Source organism: Chitinophaga rhizophila (genome assembly GCF_019492185.1).
GTDB classification, from domain to species: Bacteria; Bacteroidota; Bacteroidia; order Chitinophagales; family Chitinophagaceae; genus Chitinophaga; species Chitinophaga rhizophila.
Genome location: NZ_JAICCF010000001.1, coordinates 1,949,800 through 1,973,409, shown reverse-complemented (window position 1 = coordinate 1,973,409; position 23,610 = coordinate 1,949,800). Strand labels below are relative to the sequence as shown.

Below are 23,610 nucleotides of genomic sequence, written 5' to 3'. Positions count from 1 at the left end.
GGCTGCCTTACAGGACCGGTAGCCGATTTGTGGAAATGTAAGAATAGCCGGTCTTATTATAGTATGTGAAAGCGATTGATTTATGAAAATAATACTATTACAGGGAGATATTACGAAGATGGAAGTAGACGCAATTGTCAACGCAGCCAACACCTCTTTATTAGGTGGCGGAGGGGTAGACGGCGCTATCCATCGTGCCGGTGGACCTGCCATCCTGGAAGCATGTCGTAAGATTCGTGATCGTCAGGGAAGATGTGCACCAGGTGAAGCCGTAATCACAACAGCAGGTAACCTGCCGGCAAGGTTCGTTATTCACACTGTAGGTCCTGTCTGGAATAAAGGAAACGACGAAGAAAAACAGGTGCTGCGCAATGCATATCTCAACAGCCTTGACCTGGCTGTTAAAAATGGAGTGCAGACAATTGCTTTTCCGAATATCAGTACGGGTGTATACCGCTTCCCTAAAGATGTAGCAGCGGCAATTGCGGTCGCTGCCGTTAAGGAGTTTATGTCTCAGGATGACAGGATCACACACCTGATATTTGTCTGCTTTGAAAAAGAGAATTACGATATCTATTCAGGGCTGCTTTCGCAGAATTAACCGAGCGAAAATCAGTAATCAGGAATTACTGATTTTCTTTCCGTATTTTATGTAGCAAACCTGAAATACGATGAGAAAATTCCCGTTATCCTTCCTCTTCTTTTTCTGGGCATTGCCTCTGATGGCACAGCAGTTTAATGGTCTGGATATGAATCTTGGTAACCTGTACAGGTTATCTGATGCAAAGACCCGTTCTATCAGCCCCGAAAACTTTACCGGCGAAAAAGGTAAAGGCGGTATGGCCATCCCTGCCAAAGATGGGCCAGCTAATACAGCAAATGCTTCCCATGCTGCCCGCGATCTGGGGCAAGGCTGGAAAGTCAATCCCTTTGTTATCATCAAGCCCGGACAAACCTTTACTATGGGGGAAATAACAGGACCCGGCGCTATCCAGCACATCTGGATGACGCCTACTGGTGTATGGCGGTATTCTATTCTGCGCATCTATTGGGATGATGAAAACGAACCATCTGTAGAGTGTCCGGTGGGCGACTTCTTCGGGATGGCCTGGAACGAATATGCACCGTTAAATTCTATGGCTGTTACTGTCAATCCGGGTAGTGCCTTTAATAGTTACTGGATGATGCCCTTCAGAAAGAAATGCCGTATTACAATGGAAAATATCAACACGGAGCAGATGACATTGTACTACCAGATAGATTATACATTAACGGATGTGCCCGATGATGCAGCTTACTTTCATGCACAGTTCCGCCGGGTAAATCCGGATACTGCGTCTGACTATGTACTGGTAGATAATATCAAAGGGAAAGGGCAGTATGTGGGTACCTTCATGGCCTTGGGTGTGAATAACTCGGGTTGGTGGGGAGAAGGGGAGATCAAGTTCTTTATGGACGGCGATACCAGGTTTCCGACAATCTGCGGTACAGGTACGGAAGACTACTTCTGTGGCTCATACAATTTCGACAGGGGAGGGAAGTATACTGAGTTTTGTACACCCTACGCCGGATTACATCAGGTAATACGACCCGATGGGACATATAAAGCCCGGCAGCGATTTGGAATGTATCGCTGGCATATCATGGACCCTGTCCGCTTTGAAAAGGACTTACGTGTTACTATACAGGATCTGGGATGGAGGGAAGGAGGACGTTATTTGCAGCAGCATTCTGACATATCATCTGTTGTTTACTGGTACCAGACAGAACCACATAATACATTTCCTAAACTACCAGTTAAAGACAAACTGGAAGTTTACTGAGGAAGTGCTTTAGAGATAACCGCCTCCAGTTGTTTACAAAGTTCACCGAAACTGGATGGTTTAGTTAAAAAGTGAGATGCGCCCATCTCAGCAGTTTCCATACCATCTTTTTCTCTTAAAGAGGTAGAAAAGATCACGACAGGGATGTTACGATAGGCACTGTTCTTTTTTATCTCGGCTAGGAACTGCTTGCCGTTCATCTTTGGCATGTTCAGGTCCAGGAAAATAAGATCACATTCAAGCCTTTCATTCTCCAGCATATATAAACCCTCTTCACCGTCTGAAGCAAAATAACAAGTGGCCTCATTATCCACTATAGACATCGCTTCCCCAAAAAGCTCCTGGTCATCCAAGTCGTCGTCTACCAGCAAAATTACTTTATTAGCCATATGTGGCGCAAAAGTAAAGATAAATCTGCTTATCAGCATGATTTGAGGGCCATATTGTTTGCAGGTAATTATATTAAATAAAACATCGATAAGTATGTAATTTGCATCCATTACAAATCTTTATACCTGACCTATGACGACATATTTTAATACAACCCAGCGCCGCATACTTACCTCAGTATGGGTCATGTTGGTGGTATATTTTGTATGTTACCTGGCATCCGATATAATTGACCATAATACAGGTTATAAGTAGCAGGGAATACCTGGTGTTATATTTCTTCCTTGCTGGCGTGCTGTTCTTTAGCACAGCAGCGCTGGGGTATAGTGCTGAAGCCATCTATTACAAGACAAAGGGTGGCGATATCTGGTACCCCGTGATTTTACCTTACAGCATTTTACTAACCAGAGGTGTGGCCTACCTGGCCGTCTGTTTACTCGCAGGTTATTTGCTGCGCAACATTGTTATGAGTAGGAGTCTGACTATTGGCAGTAAAAATGGCTGTGCATATCTCTTTCATTTTACTTTTCCGTTTAGTATTGTTCCTGTCATATCCTGGTTGAAGGCCGCGCAGGTCCATACAACAGCAGAAGAAAATGCGCAGTTCTATCTTACCAGGGAGCGATCGTCATTGAATAATTTCTTTATCAGGATAGGATGTGCCGCAACGCTGATATCAGGTATCCATTCAATGACTGCTGCTGATAAGTTAGGTAGTGGCGTGGCTACAGGTATTGCTGTATTATCTTTCCTCACGGCATTGATGTATCCTATGTTGAAGCGCGTGAAAAGTGCCGTCTACTGGATGGTGGGATTCAATCTGTGCTCGCTGGCGTGTAAAGTAATGCTTGACAGAGAGATGAATGGGCTATTGGCGTATTATTTTGTCAGCGTATATATTTCTATGTATGTGATGATGGAAATGTTTCATCCGGTATTGAAGGATGTAGCGCTGGTTGAAGCGGAAGAGCAAGAGGCTGCCATGGCGTAATAGTGTTAATTATATTGCTGAAGACATCTTATCTCCGCTAATCATTTGCAGCTAAATAAAACAACTTATCATCCTGTAAAAAAGCTGCAGTGTGAGCAATTGTTTTTTTAGTGTAACGGTCTGCGATAGCTGATAACTATTCATCATGTTTCTGGCTTTTATTTCTGGAAATGTTGTAAATTCAATTGTCACATTTACAACTGAAATGCGCTACTGCACTGCTGCTGCGGTATGAAGCGCGGAACTAGCTAAATAACAGCCGTACGGAAGTATTTTGTTTGTTTTAAAGGACCAGCGATGTTTTGACGAAGATCCTACGAAGAGGCGACTGCCACCAGGTGTACTTGATTAGTTCAAGCGATGACCACGGGACGACTAAGCGAAGTCGAAGACATGGACTTGAATAGTCCAGGCGACGACCAAGGGACGGCCAAGCGAAGTCGAAGACGTGGACTTGAATAGTCCAGGCGACGGTCAAGCGAAGTCAAAGACGTGGACTTGAATAGTCCAAGCGACGACCAAGGGACGGCCAAGCGAAGTCGAAGACGTGGACATGAATAGTCCAAGCGACGACCAGGCGACGACCAAGCGAAGTCGAAAACGTGGACTTGAATAGTCTAAGCGACGACCAAGGGACGGCCAAGCGAAGTCGAAGACGTGAATATGAATAGTCCAAGCGACGGCCAAGCGAAGTCGAAGCCATGGAGTTGAATAGTCCAAGCGACGGCCAAGGGACGACCAAGCGAAGTCGAAGACGTGGACTTGAATAGTCTAAGCGACGGCCAAGGGACGACCAAGCGAAGTCGAAGACGTGGACTTGAATAGTCCAAGCGACGACCAAGGGACGGCCAAGCGAAGTCGAAGACGTGGACTTGAATAGTCTAAGCGACGACCAAGGGACGGCCAAGCGAATTCGAAGACGAGGACATGAATAGTCCAAGCGACGACCAGGCGACGGTCAAACATCGGAGAAGAATTAGACCCTGATCGATGAAGAAACAAACAAGTGACAAACAGCCTACGGTAAAGTGGTGAATCAGCGATTACAACAAAACCGTGTACAGTTAAGTTAACCTGAAATGGAAGGCAATCTTTACCTACGCTCGAGAAGCGTAATGTCTTTACAATCAAGCTTATACTTCACTTTTCCAGGTGTTTCGGCCTGCTGCCACCGACGATACTGCATCCTGCCTGCAGTGATATCCCTCCAACGTGTAAATAAGCCTCCCGGATAGGAAGGTTACAGCTTATCCCCCTGTTATCCTCTTCACTTATAAATAACTGACTGACATGAAACTTGACGTAAACTTCAATTCATTGTTACCGTTTAAACAATCGGAAAAAATACCTGCGTCTTTCGAGCATTTTTTATCTTCGGAAAAGCCCCCGTTGTATTACGACACGCCACAATGCAGTGTGTTGATACAACAAATGCATCTTTTTGAGAGAAGTTTCTGGTATACAGTTGTCAATGCGGCTGATGACAATCTGCTGCTGCGCTTTGACGTGTCCCCGGGCTTGCAGAAACTATTAATCTATTCCATCAGGAACGATAATGAAATCATGTTCCTCCACCAGGATATAGGTATTGATATTGCAGAAAACGATTACTGTTATCTGGGAGGAGGTTTCCAGTCCAGAGACCTGCGGGTATTAGTCAGCAAAGGCAACTACCAGTTACTGGCGTTTCCGTTTTCTGCCGAGCAGGATGATTATGAAAGTATGAAAAGTGCGGATACATTTACCTTTATCAACAAGTTCCTTTTTGCCCTCGGTTTGTTGAATACAGAGGCACGGAAGTAACAATTGTTGACCATGATTCTATCATAAAACCTTACCAATATGCCAATTGAGTTCCGGTTACCCGGGCCGCTTGCCCGGGAGGCAGTGGTAACCCACGCTGTGCCCGCGCGTTATCGTAAGTTACGATTGCCGGTGGATGATACGGTTGTTTATTGTACCTCCGGCAAATGGGGTACACTGTTACAACAAGAGGTGCAGCTTACAGACGGCTTTTATTGTGAGCTGTACATTGAGCCTGCTGAAGACCTGACTATTACATTGGCAGTGGCCAGACCACTGATCATAGTTCATACAGTGATGAGTGGCAGTACCCGGATGACTTACCCCGCCAGTCATATACAGTTGCAGGCAGGTAAAATCGGATTGCAATACCTGTCGTCTGATGTGGAATATAGCATCAGACTGACAGCCGGTGAGCCTTTTCGCAGTATTTATTTGCAAGCGCCGGTCGCCATGCTTCAGGAGCTGACGGGTGCCTATCCGCAGCTGCATGAGATGCTGCAGGCGGTAGCTGCGAATAGTACTTACGCTGCACATCTGCCGTATATCCGCCTCAATAGCGCTGTACGGACAGAAATGGGCAAAATGAGATGTTGCTCATTAACAGGCCAGGTGCGCAATCAGTATTATAGCAACCGTATCAGCGATATTGTCATTTCTTACCTGGATAGCATGCACCGTATAACCCTGCAGGATAGCCGCCTTATATTGCTCCACGAAAAAGAGATTGATGAATTTATAGAGAGAGTGGATAAATGTCCGGAAGAACATGTCAATGTTGAACAACGCGCCCACGCCCTGGGATTGACAGAACGGGCATTGGAGAATGCGTTTAAGCTGAAGCTGGGTAGTACTGTAAAGATTTATGTGTTACAGCAAAGGTTGGAGAAGGCCAAACAGTTATTGGTAGAAACGATGCGTAGTATTACAGATATTGCTATGGAAGTAGGCTATTCAGACCCCTCTTACTTTATCAGGATATTTAAGCAGTCAGAAGGTGTGACACCCGGCCGGTACCGGAGTGATCACAGCGCAACTGTATAGCGGTATATAGGAGAAAAGAAATAAAAAAGGCAGAATGGTTATTTGCCTTTGTCCTGCTATTTTTTAAGGTGGTTGGCGATATTTGTGACGTAACAATGATATTAACCCATATTGAGTATTCCCTGAGTCAGATAGTTAATGCCACATATGTACCTGATAGACCCTTGTTTTTGATCTGACGATGAGTATCACTTAAAGCATAATAAACGTAATTAAACATATTTGCCTTTTCATAATAATGCGGACAGGTATTCTCCAACGAATGCTGTTTTCCTCAACTACTTACGGAGTAAGTATGTCCGCATGAAGATCCATCAGCAGGATGACCACTCCTTTGCACAAGGTAAAGGGATGGCCTTCCGCTGGTGAAATATGAATGCCAGGCAGCTTTTTTTAATGGTATATTGAGGATATCTAGCTGTTCTGCCTGTCCAGGCGGGACATTTTCCGAACATCTTGTAAAGCATTTCGCTATAACAATGGAGATGGTCTTTTCAGTAAGAAAAGCCGTCATAAGCGATGCTTGTTCGTAAACTTCTTTTAGTGTCAGATTGATGCCTGCCATTACAATTCATCCATTCCGTTAATCCGTCATATGGCAGGCAGGACTAGTGTTGCACAGTTTCAGTATGGCCCGACCTTTCCCTCGTTAACTTGTTGTGTCAAAATGAACTGTTCCAGTCATTCCGGGAGAAGACATGCGTCTTTTCCCGGAATTTTGTTGCCCTGCGGTCTCTACTTTCTAGCTATTTGTCATTCATTTTCATTAAATTAGCATTGAATAACACCCTACAAAGTTACACCGGCGAAAACCTCAAAATATGTACAGATTGCTTTCCCTGATCAAGACGGGGACCGATGTTTTGGAGGAGAACAGGAAGCGCACCACAGTTGTTATAGTCAACGTCATGGCGATAATCCCTGCTATACTTGCACTTATTATGGGGCCTGTACTATTTGCTATAACCGGCAGCTGGCAAACTCTGATTTACCCATGGATAGAAGCAGGTATACTCACCGCCGCTGTTATTCTCAATAAAAGGCACCAGTTCAACAGGGCAGCCTTGCTGACATTCCTGGTACACTCTTTCGGACTCTTTTTCTTTGGGCTTTTTCTGGGTAGGGCTGCCTGCATAGAAGGGATCGTCATATTTATGATTGGCTTTAGTTTCCTGCTGTTTGAACGCCGGAAAGAACAGATATTAAGCATCTCATCTCTCTTGGTCATAGCCCTGCTTTTAGAGCTTAATTCGTTCTATAATGTGGTGCCCCACCTGCCATATCCGGAAAGTGCCGGCAACCTGATGTATACTATCATCTTTTTCCTGGTGACTTTCCTGAATATTATGGTATTACGTTTTTATAGTCAGGACTTCTCTGATTGGATAAGACGGCTGGAAATTAAAAGTAATTCCAAGAGTAATTTTATTGCCAAAACCAGCCATGACCTGAGGGGATCGATCAACGTTATTGAAAGTATACTGGAAGATTGGTTTGATCCTGCACATACAGCACCAGGGGAGTCTATTACAGTTTCCTATGACCAGGTATCTAATATGTACTTTGCTACCCAGGATGTCAAGCTGGTGATGAATGATGTACTAAGCCTCAGTAAAATCGAGTCAGGCTCTTATGACGACATCACGCGGTCAACAGTCAGCGTCCGGGAATGGCTTGCAAAGCGGGCCGCAGGGTATCAGGTGCTCGGAAACAGGAAGGCCGTGACCGTAACCTGCCATATTGAGGACGACGTTCCGGACTATATTGTAACAGATGCCGCTAAGCTACACCGCATCGTCATCAATCTGCTAACCAATGCCATCAAGTTTACCCGGAACGATACAATAGTAAAACTGCATGTATACCAGCAGGCGGGTACTACTATATGTCTTGATATTGCAGATGAAGGCCTGGGCATTGAGGAAAAGAACCTCGAAAAGATATTCAGTCCTTATGTATCGCAACAACATCAGCAGACCGAATCCACGGGCCTTGGACTGACTATTTCCAGGCATTTTGCCCGTCGTATGGGCGGGAATATCACCGTGAGAAGCGTGCCTGGGACAGGTAGTATTTTTACCTTAACACTGCCACTTGAGCAAGGAACTCCTCCACAAACGAAGATTCTGCCTCCGGCAGGTCATCAGATCAATGCCGCCCATAGTCATGAGCCACTATTGCCATTTCATGTATTGGTAGTAGATGATGATATTATGTGCCGGACTATCGCAGAAAGGCTGCTGAGCAAAATGGTGAGAAGCGTCATGGTGGCAGACAGCCTGGACAATGGTCTGTGGCTTGCTAACGAACAGCCGCCTAACCTTATTTTGCTGGACCTGAATATGCCGGGTATAAGCGGAAAAGAGATGCTTCACAAGATAAAGCATCACCCCCGGCTGGCAGATGTACCGGTTATTATCTGTTCAGCAGATGCATATGAAGAGACTATTGCCGATATGAAGAATTTTGGTGCAGACGGTTACCTGGTCAAGCCTATTACTACTTCAAGTCAGTTGTACAATGAAATTGTCAAATTCACCCCGACAATAGCAAACTGATTAATAGTTATTTTCCTCCTATGTTGGTTGCTGTGCAGCCATATAAATGCAGCATGGATTTATTTAAATTCAAAGTGATAAGAAACGATCTCTTAACATTTCTAAATCGCTTTGCCATGTTGTATTCGACATTCAACATCCCCACACTGTATTGCCCCTTTAATTCGCAGATCAGCCCTTATGCCAGTGCCGTAGAAGCCCATACAACCCAATGGGTGCAGCGGTTCGGATTACATGATGCTATAAGAGGCTACAAAGAATCCAAGTTCGCTTACATGACATCCCGCTTTTACCCCACAGCGGAGTATAAACGTCTTTGTCTGGCGAATGATCTGTTAGTATTACTCTTCCTGATGGACGACATCTTTGACAATAAAGATGAGGAAGCCCAGCATCCTGAGAATCTGAAGAAGCTCTTATATGCGTGCCTGGGTATTCTCAGGGAAGGACACATTTATACGCTGGAAGACTGGCATGACAGGAATACTCCGGGACAGGATATTGTGCACCGGAGTATCACCCAGGCGATGGTCGCAAAAGAACATCTGAACATCCTGGCGGCATTGTCTGACGTCTGGCAACGCGTTCAGCATTGTACCTCCGAAAGGTACCAGCAAACTTTTGTACAGGATATGCTGAAATTGTTTCACGCGGTGGACTGGCAGAATCAGAATGTGAATGCCGACCGTATACCATCTGTAGCTGACTATATCGAATCCCGTCCGCTGATAGGAGGTGCTCATATCGCCGCCACATTAATTGAACTGGCCGAACAGGTTCACTTGCCGGAGCATATCATTAATCATAAGAAACTTATGACACTGACAATGTTGTGCGGTCACCTGGGTTGCTGGGCCAACGACCTGTATTCATTGAAGAAGGAGATAGAGCAGGGCGATACCCACAATCTGGTACTCGTAATGAGGCAGGAGCGGCAGCTGGATATAGAGGAGGCCATCAATGAGACAGTACGGCTTCATAACCAGGAGATGATACAGTTTGAGCGGCTTTTCCATTCCCTGCCTTCTTTTGATGATCAGACGGACGAGGAAGTATATAAATATGCCTTTTGCCTGGCGATGATTGTACGAGGTAACATTGACTGGAGTTTACAGGATACTTCCCGGTATCAGCGACAGGCGTTCGCGTAAGGAAGTGAGGAGAAATGGTACAGTGGCAGGTGGGATTAATGCTCCTGGGATAAGTAACATTGCCAGTCAGAGGCATAAAATGTCAGGGAGACACATTAGGGTATCTGGATAAGCGTCGTTGAAACAGCTGACGGATAACTGATTAATACCCAATATGGTAATAGGGTATAGGGCTGCTTGTTATATCAGGCAGCCCTCTATTGTCTTACATATATAAGAATATTATTCTTTTTTAAGAAAACTATTCATTACTTTGATAGTAATTAACTATCCGGAGAACCTGATGACTATACCAATTAAGAAAACGCTTCCCTCAATAGCGCTAACCATTATTTATTGCCTGGCCTCATCCTTATTTATTCATGCACAGCATACCTATGTCATTGATCATGCCCGGTTTGCTTACAATCAGTATAACATAACGAGGATACAGGACAACAGGTCGGATTTCTTTCCCGATACAGGTACCGCGGACGATAATGCTCCGGCAGCGCCTGTAATAACCGTTCCCTTAAGCAATACAATCTATACAGATATAGCAATGACGATCAGTGGCACAGCCGAACCTTTGTCACTCGTAACGGTTTATCTGGATGGCAGTATACTGGTTACTGCTAGTGCAGATGATAGTGGCAACTGGACCGCCCTTTACACGTTGAACGGCATCACTGATGGAAACCATGTATTGCGTGCCACTGCTACTGATGCCACCAGGAATGTAAGTCAATTAAGCGCAGCTGTACCCGTTGTAAGGGATATATCTGTGCCTGGTCCGACGGCAGTGACTATATTATCTGACAATAAGAATAATTCTTATGCAAGAATAGGTGACGTAATTACCGTATATATTGCTGTGGAAGATCGCATTGCAGAACCGCAGATATTGATTGCTGACAGGCAGGTTCCGGTGGTAGCGGTGGGAGAGAAGGAATATACAGGAACCTATACCGTTACAGAGCAGGATATAGATGGAAACGTACCTTTCAGTATACGCTTTCACGGCCTCAATGGCAATGCCGGCGATACAATCACAGTAACTACAGATAACAGTCGGGTTTACATCGACAAAAAGCCGCCGGTAGCCACCATTAATACACTTGACGTTTCGCCGGTGAGAAAGGCTTTTGTAGTATATATCAGTTTCAGCGAGCCTATAGCAGACTTTGACCTGAGTTACCTTCGGGTGACCAATGCGGCCATTTCCAACCTCGAACATATCAGTAATAATGTGATGACCATTTTGGTGTCTCCTACATATGATGGTCCGGTTACGCTTGGTCTTACAGCCGGTGCCTCCCATGATGTGGCCGGGAATCCCAGTCTGGAATCAGACCAGTTTCAGATGGAGGCTATCTTTGGAGGGTATTTTGAGAAAGTTTATCCTAATCCTGCTTCCGGCATGATGCGTCTGCAGTTCATAGGTACAGTCAATGACAGGGCTAAAATAACGATGACCAGCTTCAGGGGAGTAGTAGTGTATGAAAAGGAGCTGTTAATGGATAGTAAGGCCCTCACACTGGATGTAAGTAGTATCCCTGCCGGGGCATATATTGTGACTATTCAGTCCAAGAATTATAGTTTCTATACGAATGTAATGGTAGTGCATTAACCCCGGATGAAAGAGGGATTGTTAATCTGGGAAATAAAAGCTTATGACAGTGGGCTACATGACAATTTTTAAGCGTCAATTATATTGTTGTTACAACATTTTACATATTTAAATGCTGCTTCTCTGGTAGATAAAAGCAATGTCTTTTCCCTGCTCATATCTTGTACAGTAAAGGTTTTTCGCGCATTTACATATGGAATCCCCCGCTTTTTTCACGCAGTGAGATTGTTAACCCCGATTTCCGGCAACGATTGCGTAAATAAAAAGCGAGAGAATAAAATTATTCTGTAGCTTGTCAGAAATTAGTGTCAGTAAGACACTGTAGACAAATAATTAGGTAATAATTCCATGGTTGTGAAGGGGGGCTGTAGCTCAACGACTGGTCCAGTACATATTGTCAAGATGCTCGGTGAAGGTTATGAAGATAAGCTTTAAAATTCCTTTGGTATGAAAATTTATGTATTCCACCATCTGGTCGCACAGAATATTTTTGGCAGGCGACTATGTTTGCACCGTTTCCTTAATTAAGAGGGTACCATTACTAGTATAATTCCACTATTACAAGCAGCATTTCGTTACGCCAACCGCTTAATGCATGCTGTATTCAGCAAAAAAATCAGCTGATGAAAGACTTTTTATTCCACAAGAAATTATTACTGCCAGGCGCACTATTACTGCAAATGGCAGCTTCTGCGCAGCAACTTGCTGCAACGAATCCCAATACGGCGCCGCCGGCTGTTACTCAGGCAAAGGAAATTATCCTGAAGGGGAAAATTATCGGTACTGAAGAAGGTGCTGGTATACCAGGTGTTGTTGTACGTGTAAAAGTAGGCAACAAAGGCACTACCTCCGGTGTAGACGGATCATACACACTTAAAGTGCACGAGAACTCTACCATTGTAGTGTCCCTGATTGGGTACACAACACAGGAAGTTCCTGTGAACGGCCGTCAGGTGATCAATGTGAATCTTGCCAAAGATGTGAAAGCGCTTGGTGAGACTGTGATTGTCGGATATGGTAGTCAGAAGCGTGCAAATGTACTGGGTGCAGTTGCAGCTGTCAATGCTACAGAAATTGAAGATCTTCCAGTAGCGAATCTGGCAACTGCCTTACAGAACAAGGTACCGGGAGTTTCTATTGCACAGGCTTCAGGACGGCCTGGTTCTTCAACCAGTCTGACTATCCGTAATCCTGTCACCTGGGCTGCTACCGGGTCTTCTACAGATCCACTATACGTAATTGATGGTTTCCAGTTATCCAAGCAGGATTTCGATAACCTTGACGCTACCCAGATAGAAACCATTACTTTCCTGAAAGATGCAGCAGCTTCTATCTATGGAGCCCGAGGCGCTAATGGTGTTGTACTGGTGAAAACAAAAATGGGCCGTCCGGGTAAGCCTCGTATCAGTTATGCCGGTTCACACGGTATCTCTTCTGCGACTTATATACCGGAAATGCTCAACTCTTATGACCATGCTTCCCTCTTGAACAATAAGTACACTTCGCTTAAGGAAACCAACCAGAATAAGTTTTATTCGCCTGAAGAACTGGAATATCTGAAGACGCATAACTATAACTGGATAGATGATGTGTGGAAAAACTCTCATCTCAGCCGTCATACTATCAATGTGAGTGGTGGTACTGAGCGGATCACTTTCTTCGCAGGTGGTAACTATTACTCCGAAGATGGTAATGTCGGTGATCTGAATATTACTAAGTATGGCCTTCGTATGGGTCTTAATACTAAGATAACGGATGGACTTACGGCCAGTATTTCCTTTGCAACAGATAACTCAAAAATAAACAGGCCCACGCCTAAGACAGTGCAGGCCGGAATGACAGAACAGTCAGACCAGATGAGTGCTACTGTCAGCGCCTTATTGCTTACGCCAGGATGGGTGCCCATGTATATCGATGGCAGGCCGGTATTCTCTTCTATACCAGGATGGCATCCGGGTGAGCTCGTAAAAACGGGCAGTTATAGCCGTAGCCGTACGCAGGGACAAACGATTAACGCCTCACTGGAGTATAAGGTGCCGGTAGTTGAAGGGCTGTCTTTCCGCGTACAGTATGCACGCAGTAACAGGACTAACTTCGGTAAAGAGTTCTATGTGCCTTATTACCTCTACAACTTTGTTAAAGAGGGAACGCATGAAAGCATACAGAATGTCATCTTTACCAACCAGCTTACCAGTACGAACCCGATGACGATGATCAAAAATGGGAACGTCATGACAGAGTCGTACGGTGGGTCTTCAAATTATCAGTTGAATGAAGCGATCACATACTCCCGTTCATTTGGAAAGCATGACATCGGGTTGGTGCTTGTTGCAGAGCAAAGTGAAGGAACTTCTGATGCATTTGATACCCGTCGTGAGCAGGTTGTAATACCAGGTATCGACGAGTTGTTTGCTTTCAGTATGGACAAGAACTTCTACGATAATTCCGGCTCTTCTGGTGAGACAGGCAGGATGAGTTACGTAAGCCGCCTCAATTATTCCTTTAATGATCGCTATCTGCTGGAAGCTACATTCCGGGCAGATGCTTCGCCGAACTTCCCTAAACAGTCCAGATGGGGATATTTCCCTTCTGCAGCAATAGGCTGGAGAGTATCGCAGGAAAAGTTCTTCCAGGATAATGTGAAGTTCATGAATGAGTTGAAGATCCGTTTCCAGGTAGGTCTGACGGGTAATGACGCGGTGAAGAACTTCCAGTATAGAGAACGTTATACACAGACCACCGGTATGCTGTTTGGCAATACCATGACCAGTGGCTTAAACAATAATGATATTCCTAATAGCACAATTACATGGGAGAAAGCCCTTTATAAAAACCTGGGCTTTGATGGTAGCTTCTTCGACCGTCGTTTCGACTTTGCCATAGATCTGTATCACCGCTATAACTATGATATGCTCATGCAGCCAACCAGTACAGTACCTACCAGCTTCGGCGGCGGTATTGCTGACCAGAACTATGGCCGCCTGAAGACTTATGGTATAGAAGCCGGGTTGACTTACAATGGTACTATTGGTAAGGAATTTAGATACTACACCACTGTTAACTTTGGTATCAGCGATAATAAGGTAATCCGCAAATACTACGGCGCTGGCGATACTGCCTGGAGAAATCCAATCGGGCGTAGAACAGATAATGGGCTGGAAGGATATAGGGCAACCGGCATGTTGCGCACACAGGCTGACGTGGATGCGCTATTATCAAAGAATCCTGATTGGACCATAGATGGGGAAAAACCTATTCCTGGTTTTATGAACTATGAAGACATTAATGGAGACGGCCGGATAGATCAGAATGACAAAACCAGGATAGCCCCGAGAGGTAGCAGCCTGTTTGGCGTAGGCTTTAACCTGGGTGCATCCTGGAAAAGCTTCAAGTTCAATATTAATATGTCTTTACAGGTAGGCGGTCATACGGTATATGACAAAACCGCACGTACACCGGCCACAGAAAATCAGCGTGCACTGGCCCTCTGGAGAGATTCCTGGTCACCGGAGAATCCAAACGCCAAGTATCCGCTGATCAATGCGCCGTTAATTAAGGAAATCTCAGATATCTGGATGGTGAGTGCTACGACTATGCGCGTCAATAATGCGACAATGTCTTACGCTATTCCGCAGGCATTGTCTTCCCGTCTGAAAATTCCGGAATTGAGGGTTTTTGTAACAGGTACTAATCTCTGGTCAATTATCAATAACCAGCCGTACAAGGATCCGGCTACTAATCTGGCTGTTGATTATCCTGCTTTACGCACCTATACTTTTGGTCTGAATGTGAGCCTCTAAATTATTATGCCATGCGAAAAATACTCAGCTATATATTACTTACCGCCAGTCTCACAGCCTGTTCAGATATTCTCGACAAGCGTGACCTGACAGGAATTGACGAACGTACCTGGGACCACGAGTCTACAGCTACGCTATATCTTAACAGGATATATGATCTGTCTATGCCTACCTGGCCTAATCTCAGCAGTGGGTCAACATTACCTACCGCCATTCATGACGTTTCCGACGATTACAACGGCGGTGATCAGAAGATATGGTACGGCACCCTGTCTGTAGATAACATTAATGACTTCTTTGGGGGTAATGCGTCTAATAACGTATGGGCCTACATCCGGAAAACAAATATCCTGCTGACAGAAATTGAGAAAGGCGCTTTACCACAGGATGTTAAAGCCAAGATTAAGGCGCAGGCTTATTTTCTGAGAGGATGGATGTATTTCCAGCTGGTGAAGTTATATGGCGGAGTGCCATATATTAGTCATCCGCAGGACTGGGTAACTGAAAATCTTTACGTTGCCAGGAATAAAACTTCAGAATGTATAGACTCTATTGCCCGTGATTTTGATATGGCTACATCCTTGCCTGCAGTTTGGGGTAGTGCAGATAAGGGCCGGATCACCAGAGGCGCTGCATTGGGTGTAAAAGGGCGTATGCTGATGTATTGGGCTAGTCCGCAGTTCAACCCTGGAAATGATCAGTTGCGCTGGGAAAGGGCTTATAAAGCCAATAGAGCGGCATATGATACCCTCCTGATAGATGGATATGGTTTGTTCCCCAGCTTCGCCAATATATGGCTGGATGAAGGGAGTGGTAACAAAGAGATTATCATGCTACGCTCATTTGATGGTGCTACCAAGGCCAGCTTGTTTGAAGACGCTGCACGTCCTAATTCTGAGTCCAATGGTGGCGGAGGTTCTTATCAACCGACACTGGATCTCGTGAATGCATTCCCGACCATCGATGGCGTGCCTATTACCAATGCTGGTTCAGGTTATGATCCTGTATATTACTGGAAGAACCGCGATCCGCGTTTTGATGCCACTATCGTTTACAATGGTGCAACCTGGGCACTGAGCAATAAAACCGGTCGCAAACAATGGATATACGCTGGGGTAACAGATGACAGGAATAAGCCTAATGTTACCGGATTCTATTGCCGTAAACATATTAATACGTCTACTATCAAGGATAATACAAAACTTGGCAAAACGGACTGGATAGAAATGCGCTTCGCAGAAGTAATGCTAAACCTGGCAGAGTGCGCTAATGCTACCGGTCGTACTCAGGAAGCATATGACCTGCTCATCGCTATTCGCAAAAGAGCCGGTATCAATCCTGGAGAAGGTGGACTATATGGTTTGAAACCAGGAATGACCAAAGATGAGATGTTTGAGACAATCATCAATGAGCGTCGTATAGAGCTGGCATTTGAGGGTAAACGTTACGATGACCTGCGCAGAAATAAGTTGTTTGATAAGCTGAACGGTAAGAAGCGTACAATCTTGAAAATCAGCGTTAAGGCACCATATACCGTAGCAGATCTGGAGAAGCCGGACGCAACTGGTATTCCACTGCGTGATAAACTTGATCTTAACGGACCGGATTATACAACGTATTTTACGGCAACGGAAGATGTGCTGGATACACAGCGGCCGATTAACTATCCGTCAAACTATTATTTTTACGCCATACCCACTACCAATATTACCAGAAACCCGAGTCTTGTGCAAACCCAGGGGTGGGGGAATGGCAACTTCAATCCTCTGGATTAAAAACATAACTTAATATACTATCTGTGAGCCATGCAGGTACACAGACCATTAAACTACTCGTATGAAACAATATCTCGCCGGAACTATGTTGATTGCCGCACTGGGCGCGGCACAGGGAGCATTCGCCCAGTATCCGACCATACCCAAGGCTGTGCAGAGCGTCAGTGATTCTATGCTGGACGCAGCAAAAAAGCATGCTGACGAAGCATGGGAGAAAGCATTGCCTATAGTAAAACAGGAAGCGCGTCAAGGTAAACCGTTTATACCCTTTGCTTCCAGACCTACTGATCTGCCTCAGGCCGCAATTCCTGCCTTTCCCGGTGCAGAAGGTGGCGGTGCGTATACCTTCGGTGGCAGAGGAGGAAAGATATTTGTAGTAACCAGCCTGGAAGATAGCGGACCTGGTACGTTACGCGAAGCATGTGAAGCTGGCGGTGCACGTACAATTGTGTTCAACGTTGCTGGTATTATTAAGCTGAAAACACCTATCATTCTGATGGCACCTTATATCACTATTGCCGGACAAACTGCTCCGGGCGATGGTGTATGTGTTGCCGGAGAATCATTCTGGATTAACACGCACGATGTCGTTATCCGCTATATGCGCTTCCGCCGTGGGGAGACAAATGTTGGTCGTAGGGATGATGCTTTGGGCGGTAATCCTATCGGTAATATCATCATCGATCATTGCTCTACCAGCTGGGGTCTTGACGAGAATATTTCTCTATACCGGCATATGTATAACCCGGGTACTGGCTATGCAGAAGAGAAGCTGCCTACGGTAAATATCACTATTCAGAACACTATATCATCAGAGGCGCTCGATACCTACAATCATGCCTTCGGTAGTACGCTGGGTGGAGAAAACTGCTCCTTCATGCGTAACCTCTGGGCTTCTAATGCCGGCCGTAACCCTTCTATCGGTTGGTATAGCATATTCAACTTTGTGAATAACGTAGTATTCAACTGGAAACACCGTACTGTAGACGGTGGCGACTATCGCTCCCAGTACAATATTGTAAATAACTATTTTAAACCTGGTCCTATTACACCAGCTGATGATCCGGTAGGTCACCGCATACTGAAGCCTGAATCCGGTCGTAGCAAACTGAAGTACCGTGAGTTTGGCAGGGCCTATGTAAATGGCAATATTATGGAAGGCTATCCGAAGATCACTGCCAATAACTGGGCTGGTGGCGTTCAGATAGAAGATATGGATAACGCAGGCGAATATGAGGCAGATATGAAAGTGAATAGTCCGCTGCCAATGCCACGTATGATGGTCATGTCAGCGAAAGATGCTTATCAGTACGTGCTGGATAATGCAGGTGCTACATTGCCTGTTCGTGATGCGGTAGACAGAAGAGTAGTTGAAACTGTAAGAACAGGTAAGATCCAGTATAAAGAGAACACTACTTCAAAAGTAGGTAGCGAGTACATCAAACGTCGCCTGGGTGAAGACTCTTACAAGCAGGGTATTATCTACGATATTGCCCAGGTAGGCGGTTATCCTGAATATAAAGGTAAACCTTACAAAGACAGCGACGGCGATGGTATTCCAGACGAATGGGAGATCCGTCATAAGCTGAACCCTAAAGATCCAAAAGATGCTGTACTGGATGCCAATGGAGATGGATACACAAATATCGAGGACTTCCTGAACGACATCAAGGGAGATAAGAAAAGCTACCAGATGATCGTTACGGAGCGTGCTGCTAAAATAGTGTCTACACTTGATATACACGATGCCGGTAAGTCACTGGAGCTACAGGATGTAATTGCACAGCAATATGCAGACCTGCATGAACTGGACGAAAAGAAAGACACTGTACGCGTACGTCAGCTGCATGATCGCTATCTGTCAAAACTGTCTTCTATGCTGACTACCGAACAGGTAACCCGTGTTAAAGACGGAATGACCTATGGTATTCTGCCTATTACATACAATGCCTATCTCGAAATGCTACCGCAGCTTTCAAAGCAGCAGCAGCAACAGATTCTTGCCTGGCTGGAAGAAGCGCGTGAGAAAGCAATGGATGCCGGATCTTCAGAGCAGAAACATGCCTGGTTCGGTAAATACAAGGGACGTATTAACAATTACCTCTCTGCAGCAGGTATTGATATGAAAAAGGCGGAAGCCGAATGGAAGAAACGTCGGAATGGCTAAGAGAATATTAACGATATGTATAGCGTGTTGCCTGCCATTACTGGCAGGCGCACAGGCAAAGAAACCAAAGCCTTTACCTCCCGTGTCATGGGACAAAGGACAGCTGGTATATCAGCCGGATGATAAGGGAAATCGTATTCCTGACTTCTCCTGGTGTGGATATATGGCTGGTGAACAGAAATTGCCCCTGGCCCCCGTAAGGGTCAGGGTGCTTGCTATGGAGGGTGATGCGACGGCTACCATTCAGGCTGCGTTGGACTACGTAGCTGCTCTGCCATTGAAAGATGGACTCCGCGGCGCTGTAGTGTTAGACAAAGGTATTTTCGAGATTAACGGCGGCCTGCATATCAACGCTTCAGGTGTGGTATTGCGCGGTAGCGGAGATAGCACGGTTTTACTGGCAACAGGCTACAGCCGAGAAGTACTTGTCCGTATCAGTGGTCGGAGTGATAAGAAGCTATCCACACCTGTGGGTATTACCGACAGTTATGTTCCTGTGAATAGCTCTGTGCTGCATGTGCCGGAGGGAACAACCTTCAAGGTAGGTGATGAAGTAGAAGTTACCAGGCCCAGTACTGCTTCCTGGATACAACTACTTGGTACTGCCCATTTCGGTGGCGGTATTACAGCTCTGGGGTGGAAACCCGGTGATCGTGATATACACTGGTCCAGGAAGATTGTCAGCATACGGCAAAATGAGGTTACACTCGACGTGCCCTTGACTAATGCGCTGGATACTACTTATGGTATAGCAACTATTGCCGCTTATACCTGGCCTGGACGTATTACACAGTCGGGTGTGGAAAACCTGCATTGCCGTTCCATCTATGATACGACTAATCTCAAAGATGAAGATCATTGCTGGACAGCCATTGCAATTGAAAATGCTGCTGATGCCTGGGTTAGACAGGTGAGATTTGAACATTTTGCTGGTTCTGCGGTAGCGGTACTGGAAACTGCCCGCCGCGTTACAGTGGAAGATTGTATTTCAACTGCTCCGGTATCAGAAATAGGCGGACAACGCCGTTATACCTTTTTTACGTCAGGGCAACAGACTCTGTTCCAGCGTAACTATGCACAACATGGCTATCATGACTTTGCAGCTGGTTTCTGCGCAGCTGGTCCCAACGCATTTGTACAGTGTACCTCTGATATGCCGTACAGTTACAGTGGGGCAATTGACAGTTGGGCTTCCGGATTGCTGCTGGATAACGTGATAGTTAACGCGCAGGCACTGGGTTTTCCTGACCGCGGCCAGGATGGCCAGGGTGCAGGATGGACTGCAGCTAATAGCGTATTATGGCAATGTGCCGCAGCAAGGATAGATTGTCCACGCCCGCCAGGGGCCATGAATTGGGCTTTTGGTGCATGGGCACAGTTTGCAGGTACTGGCGAATGGTATGCCTCTAATGAATATATACAGCCTCGCAGCTTATATTATGCACAGCTGGCCTCCAGAATAGGAGAGAAAGCTGCTGAACGGGCATTCCTGTTGCCCGATCTGGGAGATGCCTCAAGCAGCCCCACGCCGGCGGTAGCTGCACAATTGTCCAACGAGGCAGTTCAACCTGCAATTACCCTATACGAATGGATAGGGCAGGCAGCTCAACGCACGCCTATTCCCATTGAAACAAAAGGCATACGTATACAGGAAATAGTACAACCAGTATCTCCTGTAGCAGTAACAGGTATGCAAATCGTCAACGGATGGCTGGTTAACAAAGGCTCGGTACTTGTAGGAGAGCGCAGGGACGTATCCTGGTGGAGAGGGAATATCAGACCGGATGGTATTGAAAAGAGCACTCCGCATATTACCCGCTTTGTTCCGGGAAGAACAGGAACTGGTCTGACAGATAATCTCGACTCAGTAACGGCCTTTATGACCCGCGAGCATGTCGTTGCTATGGATCATAACTACGGCTTGTGGTATGAAAGAAGAAGAGACGACCATGAAAGGGTACAGCGCCTTGATGGCGATGTATGGCCGCCATTTTATGAACAACCTTTCGCCCGTAGCGGTGAGGGTATTGGCTGGGATGGACTCAGTAAATATGATTTGACAAAGTATAACCGCTGGTACTGGTGGCGGCTGCAGCAGTTTGCTGCACGAGCTGACCGCCAGGGGCAGGTACTGATACACCAGCAATACTTCCAGCATAATATCATTGAAGCGGGCGCTCACTATGCTGATTTCCCCTGGAGACCTGCCAATAACGTGAATAACACCGGATTTCCCGAACCACCACCATATGCAGGTGGTAAACGCATCTTCATGTCTGCACAGTTTTATGATACCACACATCCTGTGAGGAATCAATTACACCGTGCTTACATCCGCCAATGCCTGGACAACTTCCGCCTCAATCATAACGTCATTCAGCTGATTAGCGCTGAATTTACAGGGCCTTTGCACTTTGTGGATTTCTGGACAGACGTGATAGCAGAATGGAAAAAGGAAAAACAGGAACATCCTGTTATTGGCCTGAGCACTACTAAAGATGTACAGGATGCCTTGCTTCAGGATGCGCATCGTGCGCAGGTAATAGACCTGATTGATATCAGGTACTGGCACTATCAGGAGAATGGTACAGCTTATGCACCTGCCGGCGGGCAACATCTCGCGCCCAGGCAGCACGCACGCTTACTGAAGCCTAAACGTACTAATGAGAAAGAAGTCTATCGGGCAGTTCGTGAATACCGGGACAAGTATCCCGGTAAAGCGGTCATTTATTCTGCTGATAGTTACGATAAATACGGCTGGGCTGTATTCATGGCAGGAGGTTCTCTCGCCAGTATTCCATCCATAGCTGATCCTGGTTTTCTGTCTGCCGCTGCTACTATGCATCCGGCAGACATGCCGGGATTATGGGCGCTGACTAATGATCATAGTGATTATATTATTTATACCGCCGGTGCTGCCAGTATCAATATCCCTGGCGCTGCTGCCGGCTACCACGCCGTATGGATAGACCCATCCACCGGTAAAACCATACTCAGTAAGAAAAATATTAAAGCCGGTACCGGTCACGCATTATCTGCGCCGCAACAAGGTGCACTGGTACTCTGGCTCGTACGTAAATAAGGACCTACTATGCTGAACAGGAATTGTATTGCCATGCTCTCATTCTGTATGCTGCTTTGTTTTTCAGGATTGACCCAGGCACAACAGAAGAAATTGTTACCATTAAAGGTATCTGCTAATGGCCGCTATTTTGAAACCAGTGACGGAAAGCCATTTTTCTGGCTGGGCGATACTGGATGGTTGCTCTTTACCCGTCTTACCCGCGAAGAAACAGAACAATATCTCGATGACCGTCGCAAGAAAGGATTTAATGTTATCCAGGTGATGGTGCTGCCCGCAGTTACCGCTGCTAATATCTACGGCGATTCTGCCCTGATCCGAACAAATGTTGGTCAGACACTGACGACTACCGGCAATCAGCATACAGATTCTGTGCAATACGATTACTGGGACCATGTGGACTTTGTCGTCTCTAAAGCGGCACAAAAAGGATTGTACCTCGCGCTTGTACCGGTATGGGGTAGCCCTGTTAAGGCCGGGCTGGTAACAGCTAAGGACGCAGGAACTTATGCCTCATTCCTGGCCGACAGGTATAAACATGCGCCCAACATCATCTGGATGAACGGCGGCGACATCAAAGGCAGCGATGGTATGGATGTGTGGTTGACCATCGGCAAAACGCTACAACAGAAAGATCCCGGACACCTCATCACCTTCCATCCCAGAGGACGCACGCAGTCGTCAGATTGGTTTCATGATGCGCCCTGGCTCGCATTCAACATGTTCCAGTCCGGACACCGGCGTTATAACCAGGATACTGCTGCCATCGATAAGCAATATGGAGAAGATAACTGGAAATACGTAAATGCAGACTACAACAGAAAGCCTGTTAAACCTGTCATTGACGGAGAACCCTCTTACGAGGGTATCCCACAGGGGCTCCATGACCCTATTGAGCCATTCTGGGAAGATAAAGATGTACGCCGGTACGGATACTGGTCTGTTTTTGCCGGTGCATGTGGATATACCTATGGCCACAACGCCGTAATGCAGATGCATAAACATGGCGATGGAAAAGGTGTATATGGTGTAAGGGAATACTGGGAAGATGCTATAAATGCGCCTGGTGCCGGGCAAATGAAATACCTGCGGGAACTGATCTGCTCCCGTAACTATGCTGCACGTATTCCTGATCAGTCGCTTATTGCTGAAGATGGCAAAGGCTACCAGCATTTACAAGCCACCCGTGGAAAAGATTACGCATTTATTTATTCCTATACCGGTAAAAATATGGCTGTCAATATGGGACGTATACAAGGCAGCCGTGTCAAAGCAGCCTGGTACGACCCGAGAAACGGACAGACGAAAGAGATCGGCACATACCCTAATAAAGGCGTGATCGTGTTTGACCCTCCGGGAGAAGAGAAAGAAGGTAACGACTGGGTATTGGTGATGGATAGTGTTAAATAGTCTTTGT

14 protein-coding genes are annotated in these 23,610 nt (G+C 46.0%); 13 read left to right on the top strand and 1 reads right to left on the bottom strand.

Features of this window, described 5'->3' with window-relative positions:
* Nucleotides 1–82: 82 nt before the first annotated feature.
* Together K1Y79_RS07355 and K1Y79_RS07350 are read left to right on the top strand one after the other, a co-directional pair.
* A complete protein-coding gene (locus K1Y79_RS07355) occupies nucleotides 83–601 on the top strand; it encodes an O-acetyl-ADP-ribose deacetylase (protein WP_220249348.1) in 519 nt (172 codons plus the stop codon).
* A 70-nt stretch (nucleotides 602–671) separates the two neighbouring features.
* Nucleotides 672–1,823 carry a glycoside hydrolase family 172 protein gene (locus K1Y79_RS07350; protein ID WP_220249347.1) on the top strand — a complete coding sequence of 384 codons (1,152 nt, stop codon included), beginning with the start codon at nucleotides 672–674 and terminating at the stop codon, nucleotides 1,821–1,823.
* Here the strand turns inward: K1Y79_RS07350 and K1Y79_RS07345 are convergent.
* Nucleotides 1,817–2,251 carry a response regulator gene (locus tag K1Y79_RS07345; RefSeq protein WP_220249346.1) on the bottom strand — a complete coding sequence of 145 codons (435 nt, stop codon included), beginning with the start codon at nucleotides 2,249–2,251 and terminating at the stop codon, nucleotides 1,817–1,819. The two genes, K1Y79_RS07350 and K1Y79_RS07345, sit on opposite strands and share 7 nt — an antisense overlap.
* 191 nt (nucleotides 2,252–2,442) lie before the next feature.
* On the opposite strand from K1Y79_RS07345, the gene K1Y79_RS07340 reads away from it, so the two are divergent.
* The 11 genes from K1Y79_RS07340 (at nucleotide 2,443) to K1Y79_RS07290 (ending at nucleotide 23,603) form a co-directional block, all read left to right on the top strand.
* On the top strand, nucleotides 2,443–3,204 hold the full coding sequence (locus K1Y79_RS07340; protein ID WP_220249345.1) for a hypothetical protein: 762 nt from the start codon (nucleotides 2,443–2,445) through the stop codon (nucleotides 3,202–3,204).
* Nucleotides 3,205–4,494: 1,290 nt separating this feature from the next.
* The gene (locus tag K1Y79_RS07335; protein WP_220249344.1) at nucleotides 4,495–5,007 is read left to right on the top strand and encodes a hypothetical protein; all 513 of its coding nucleotides are present in this window, start codon (nucleotides 4,495–4,497) and stop codon (nucleotides 5,005–5,007) included.
* A 39-nt stretch (nucleotides 5,008–5,046) separates the two neighbouring features.
* Complete coding sequence (locus K1Y79_RS07330; protein ID WP_220249343.1) at nucleotides 5,047–6,051, top strand: AraC family transcriptional regulator; 1,005 nt, start codon at nucleotides 5,047–5,049, stop codon at nucleotides 6,049–6,051.
* Between the two features lie 821 nt (nucleotides 6,052–6,872).
* A complete protein-coding gene (locus tag K1Y79_RS07325) occupies nucleotides 6,873–8,609 on the top strand; it encodes a hybrid sensor histidine kinase/response regulator (protein ID WP_220249342.1) in 1,737 nt (578 codons plus the stop codon).
* A gap of 116 nt (nucleotides 8,610–8,725) precedes the next feature.
* Nucleotides 8,726–9,760: a terpene synthase family protein gene (locus tag K1Y79_RS07320; protein ID WP_220249341.1), complete on the top strand. Its 1,035-nt coding sequence runs from the start codon at nucleotides 8,726–8,728 to the stop codon at nucleotides 9,758–9,760.
* A 253-nt stretch (nucleotides 9,761–10,013) separates the two neighbouring features.
* Nucleotides 10,014–11,369 carry a T9SS type A sorting domain-containing protein gene (locus tag K1Y79_RS07315; protein ID WP_220249340.1) on the top strand — a complete coding sequence of 452 codons (1,356 nt, stop codon included), beginning with the start codon at nucleotides 10,014–10,016 and terminating at the stop codon, nucleotides 11,367–11,369.
* Between the two features lie 623 nt (nucleotides 11,370–11,992).
* Nucleotides 11,993–15,169: a SusC/RagA family TonB-linked outer membrane protein gene (locus K1Y79_RS07310; protein ID WP_220249339.1), complete on the top strand. Its 3,177-nt coding sequence runs from the start codon at nucleotides 11,993–11,995 to the stop codon at nucleotides 15,167–15,169.
* A gap of 11 nt (nucleotides 15,170–15,180) precedes the next feature.
* Nucleotides 15,181–16,944: a RagB/SusD family nutrient uptake outer membrane protein gene (locus K1Y79_RS07305; protein WP_220249338.1), complete on the top strand. Its 1,764-nt coding sequence runs from the start codon at nucleotides 15,181–15,183 to the stop codon at nucleotides 16,942–16,944.
* Nucleotides 16,945–17,005: 61 nt separating this feature from the next.
* Complete coding sequence (locus K1Y79_RS07300; protein WP_220249337.1) at nucleotides 17,006–19,111, top strand: DUF3826 domain-containing protein; 2,106 nt, start codon at nucleotides 17,006–17,008, stop codon at nucleotides 19,109–19,111.
* Complete coding sequence (locus K1Y79_RS07295; protein WP_220249336.1) at nucleotides 19,104–22,193, top strand: DUF6298 domain-containing protein; 3,090 nt, start codon at nucleotides 19,104–19,106, stop codon at nucleotides 22,191–22,193. Before K1Y79_RS07300 ends, K1Y79_RS07295 begins: the two co-directional genes overlap by 8 nt.
* Before the next feature lie 9 nt (nucleotides 22,194–22,202).
* Nucleotides 22,203–23,603, top strand: a complete 1,401-nt coding sequence (locus tag K1Y79_RS07290; RefSeq protein WP_220249335.1) for a glycoside hydrolase family 140 protein — start codon at nucleotides 22,203–22,205, stop codon at nucleotides 23,601–23,603.
* Nucleotides 23,604–23,610: the final 7 nt, after the last annotated feature.

Excerpts from the sequence above, each read along its gene's own strand:
- K1Y79_RS07355 (WP_220249348.1), top strand. The coding sequence starts at position 83 with ATGAAAATAATACTATTACAGGGAGATATTACGAAGATGGAAGTAGAC.
- K1Y79_RS07300 (WP_220249337.1), top strand. The coding sequence starts at position 17,006 with ATGAAACAATATCTCGCCGGAACTATGTTGATTGCCGCACTGGGCGCG.
- K1Y79_RS07320 (WP_220249341.1), top strand. The coding sequence starts at position 8,726 with ATGTTGTATTCGACATTCAACATCCCCACACTGTATTGCCCCTTTAAT.
- K1Y79_RS07325 (WP_220249342.1), top strand. The coding sequence starts at position 6,873 with ATGTACAGATTGCTTTCCCTGATCAAGACGGGGACCGATGTTTTGGAG.
- K1Y79_RS07310 (WP_220249339.1), top strand. The coding sequence starts at position 11,993 with ATGAAAGACTTTTTATTCCACAAGAAATTATTACTGCCAGGCGCACTA.
- K1Y79_RS07350 (WP_220249347.1), top strand. The coding sequence starts at position 672 with ATGAGAAAATTCCCGTTATCCTTCCTCTTCTTTTTCTGGGCATTGCCT.
- K1Y79_RS07295 (WP_220249336.1), top strand. The coding sequence starts at position 19,104 with ATGGCTAAGAGAATATTAACGATATGTATAGCGTGTTGCCTGCCATTA.
- K1Y79_RS07305 (WP_220249338.1), top strand. The coding sequence starts at position 15,181 with ATGCGAAAAATACTCAGCTATATATTACTTACCGCCAGTCTCACAGCC.
- K1Y79_RS07335 (WP_220249344.1), top strand. The coding sequence starts at position 4,495 with ATGAAACTTGACGTAAACTTCAATTCATTGTTACCGTTTAAACAATCG.
- K1Y79_RS07345 (WP_220249346.1), bottom strand. The coding sequence starts at position 2,251 with ATGCTGATAAGCAGATTTATCTTTACTTTTGCGCCACATATGGCTAAT.
- K1Y79_RS07290 (WP_220249335.1), top strand. The coding sequence starts at position 22,203 with ATGCTGAACAGGAATTGTATTGCCATGCTCTCATTCTGTATGCTGCTT.
- K1Y79_RS07330 (WP_220249343.1), top strand. The coding sequence starts at position 5,047 with ATGCCAATTGAGTTCCGGTTACCCGGGCCGCTTGCCCGGGAGGCAGTG.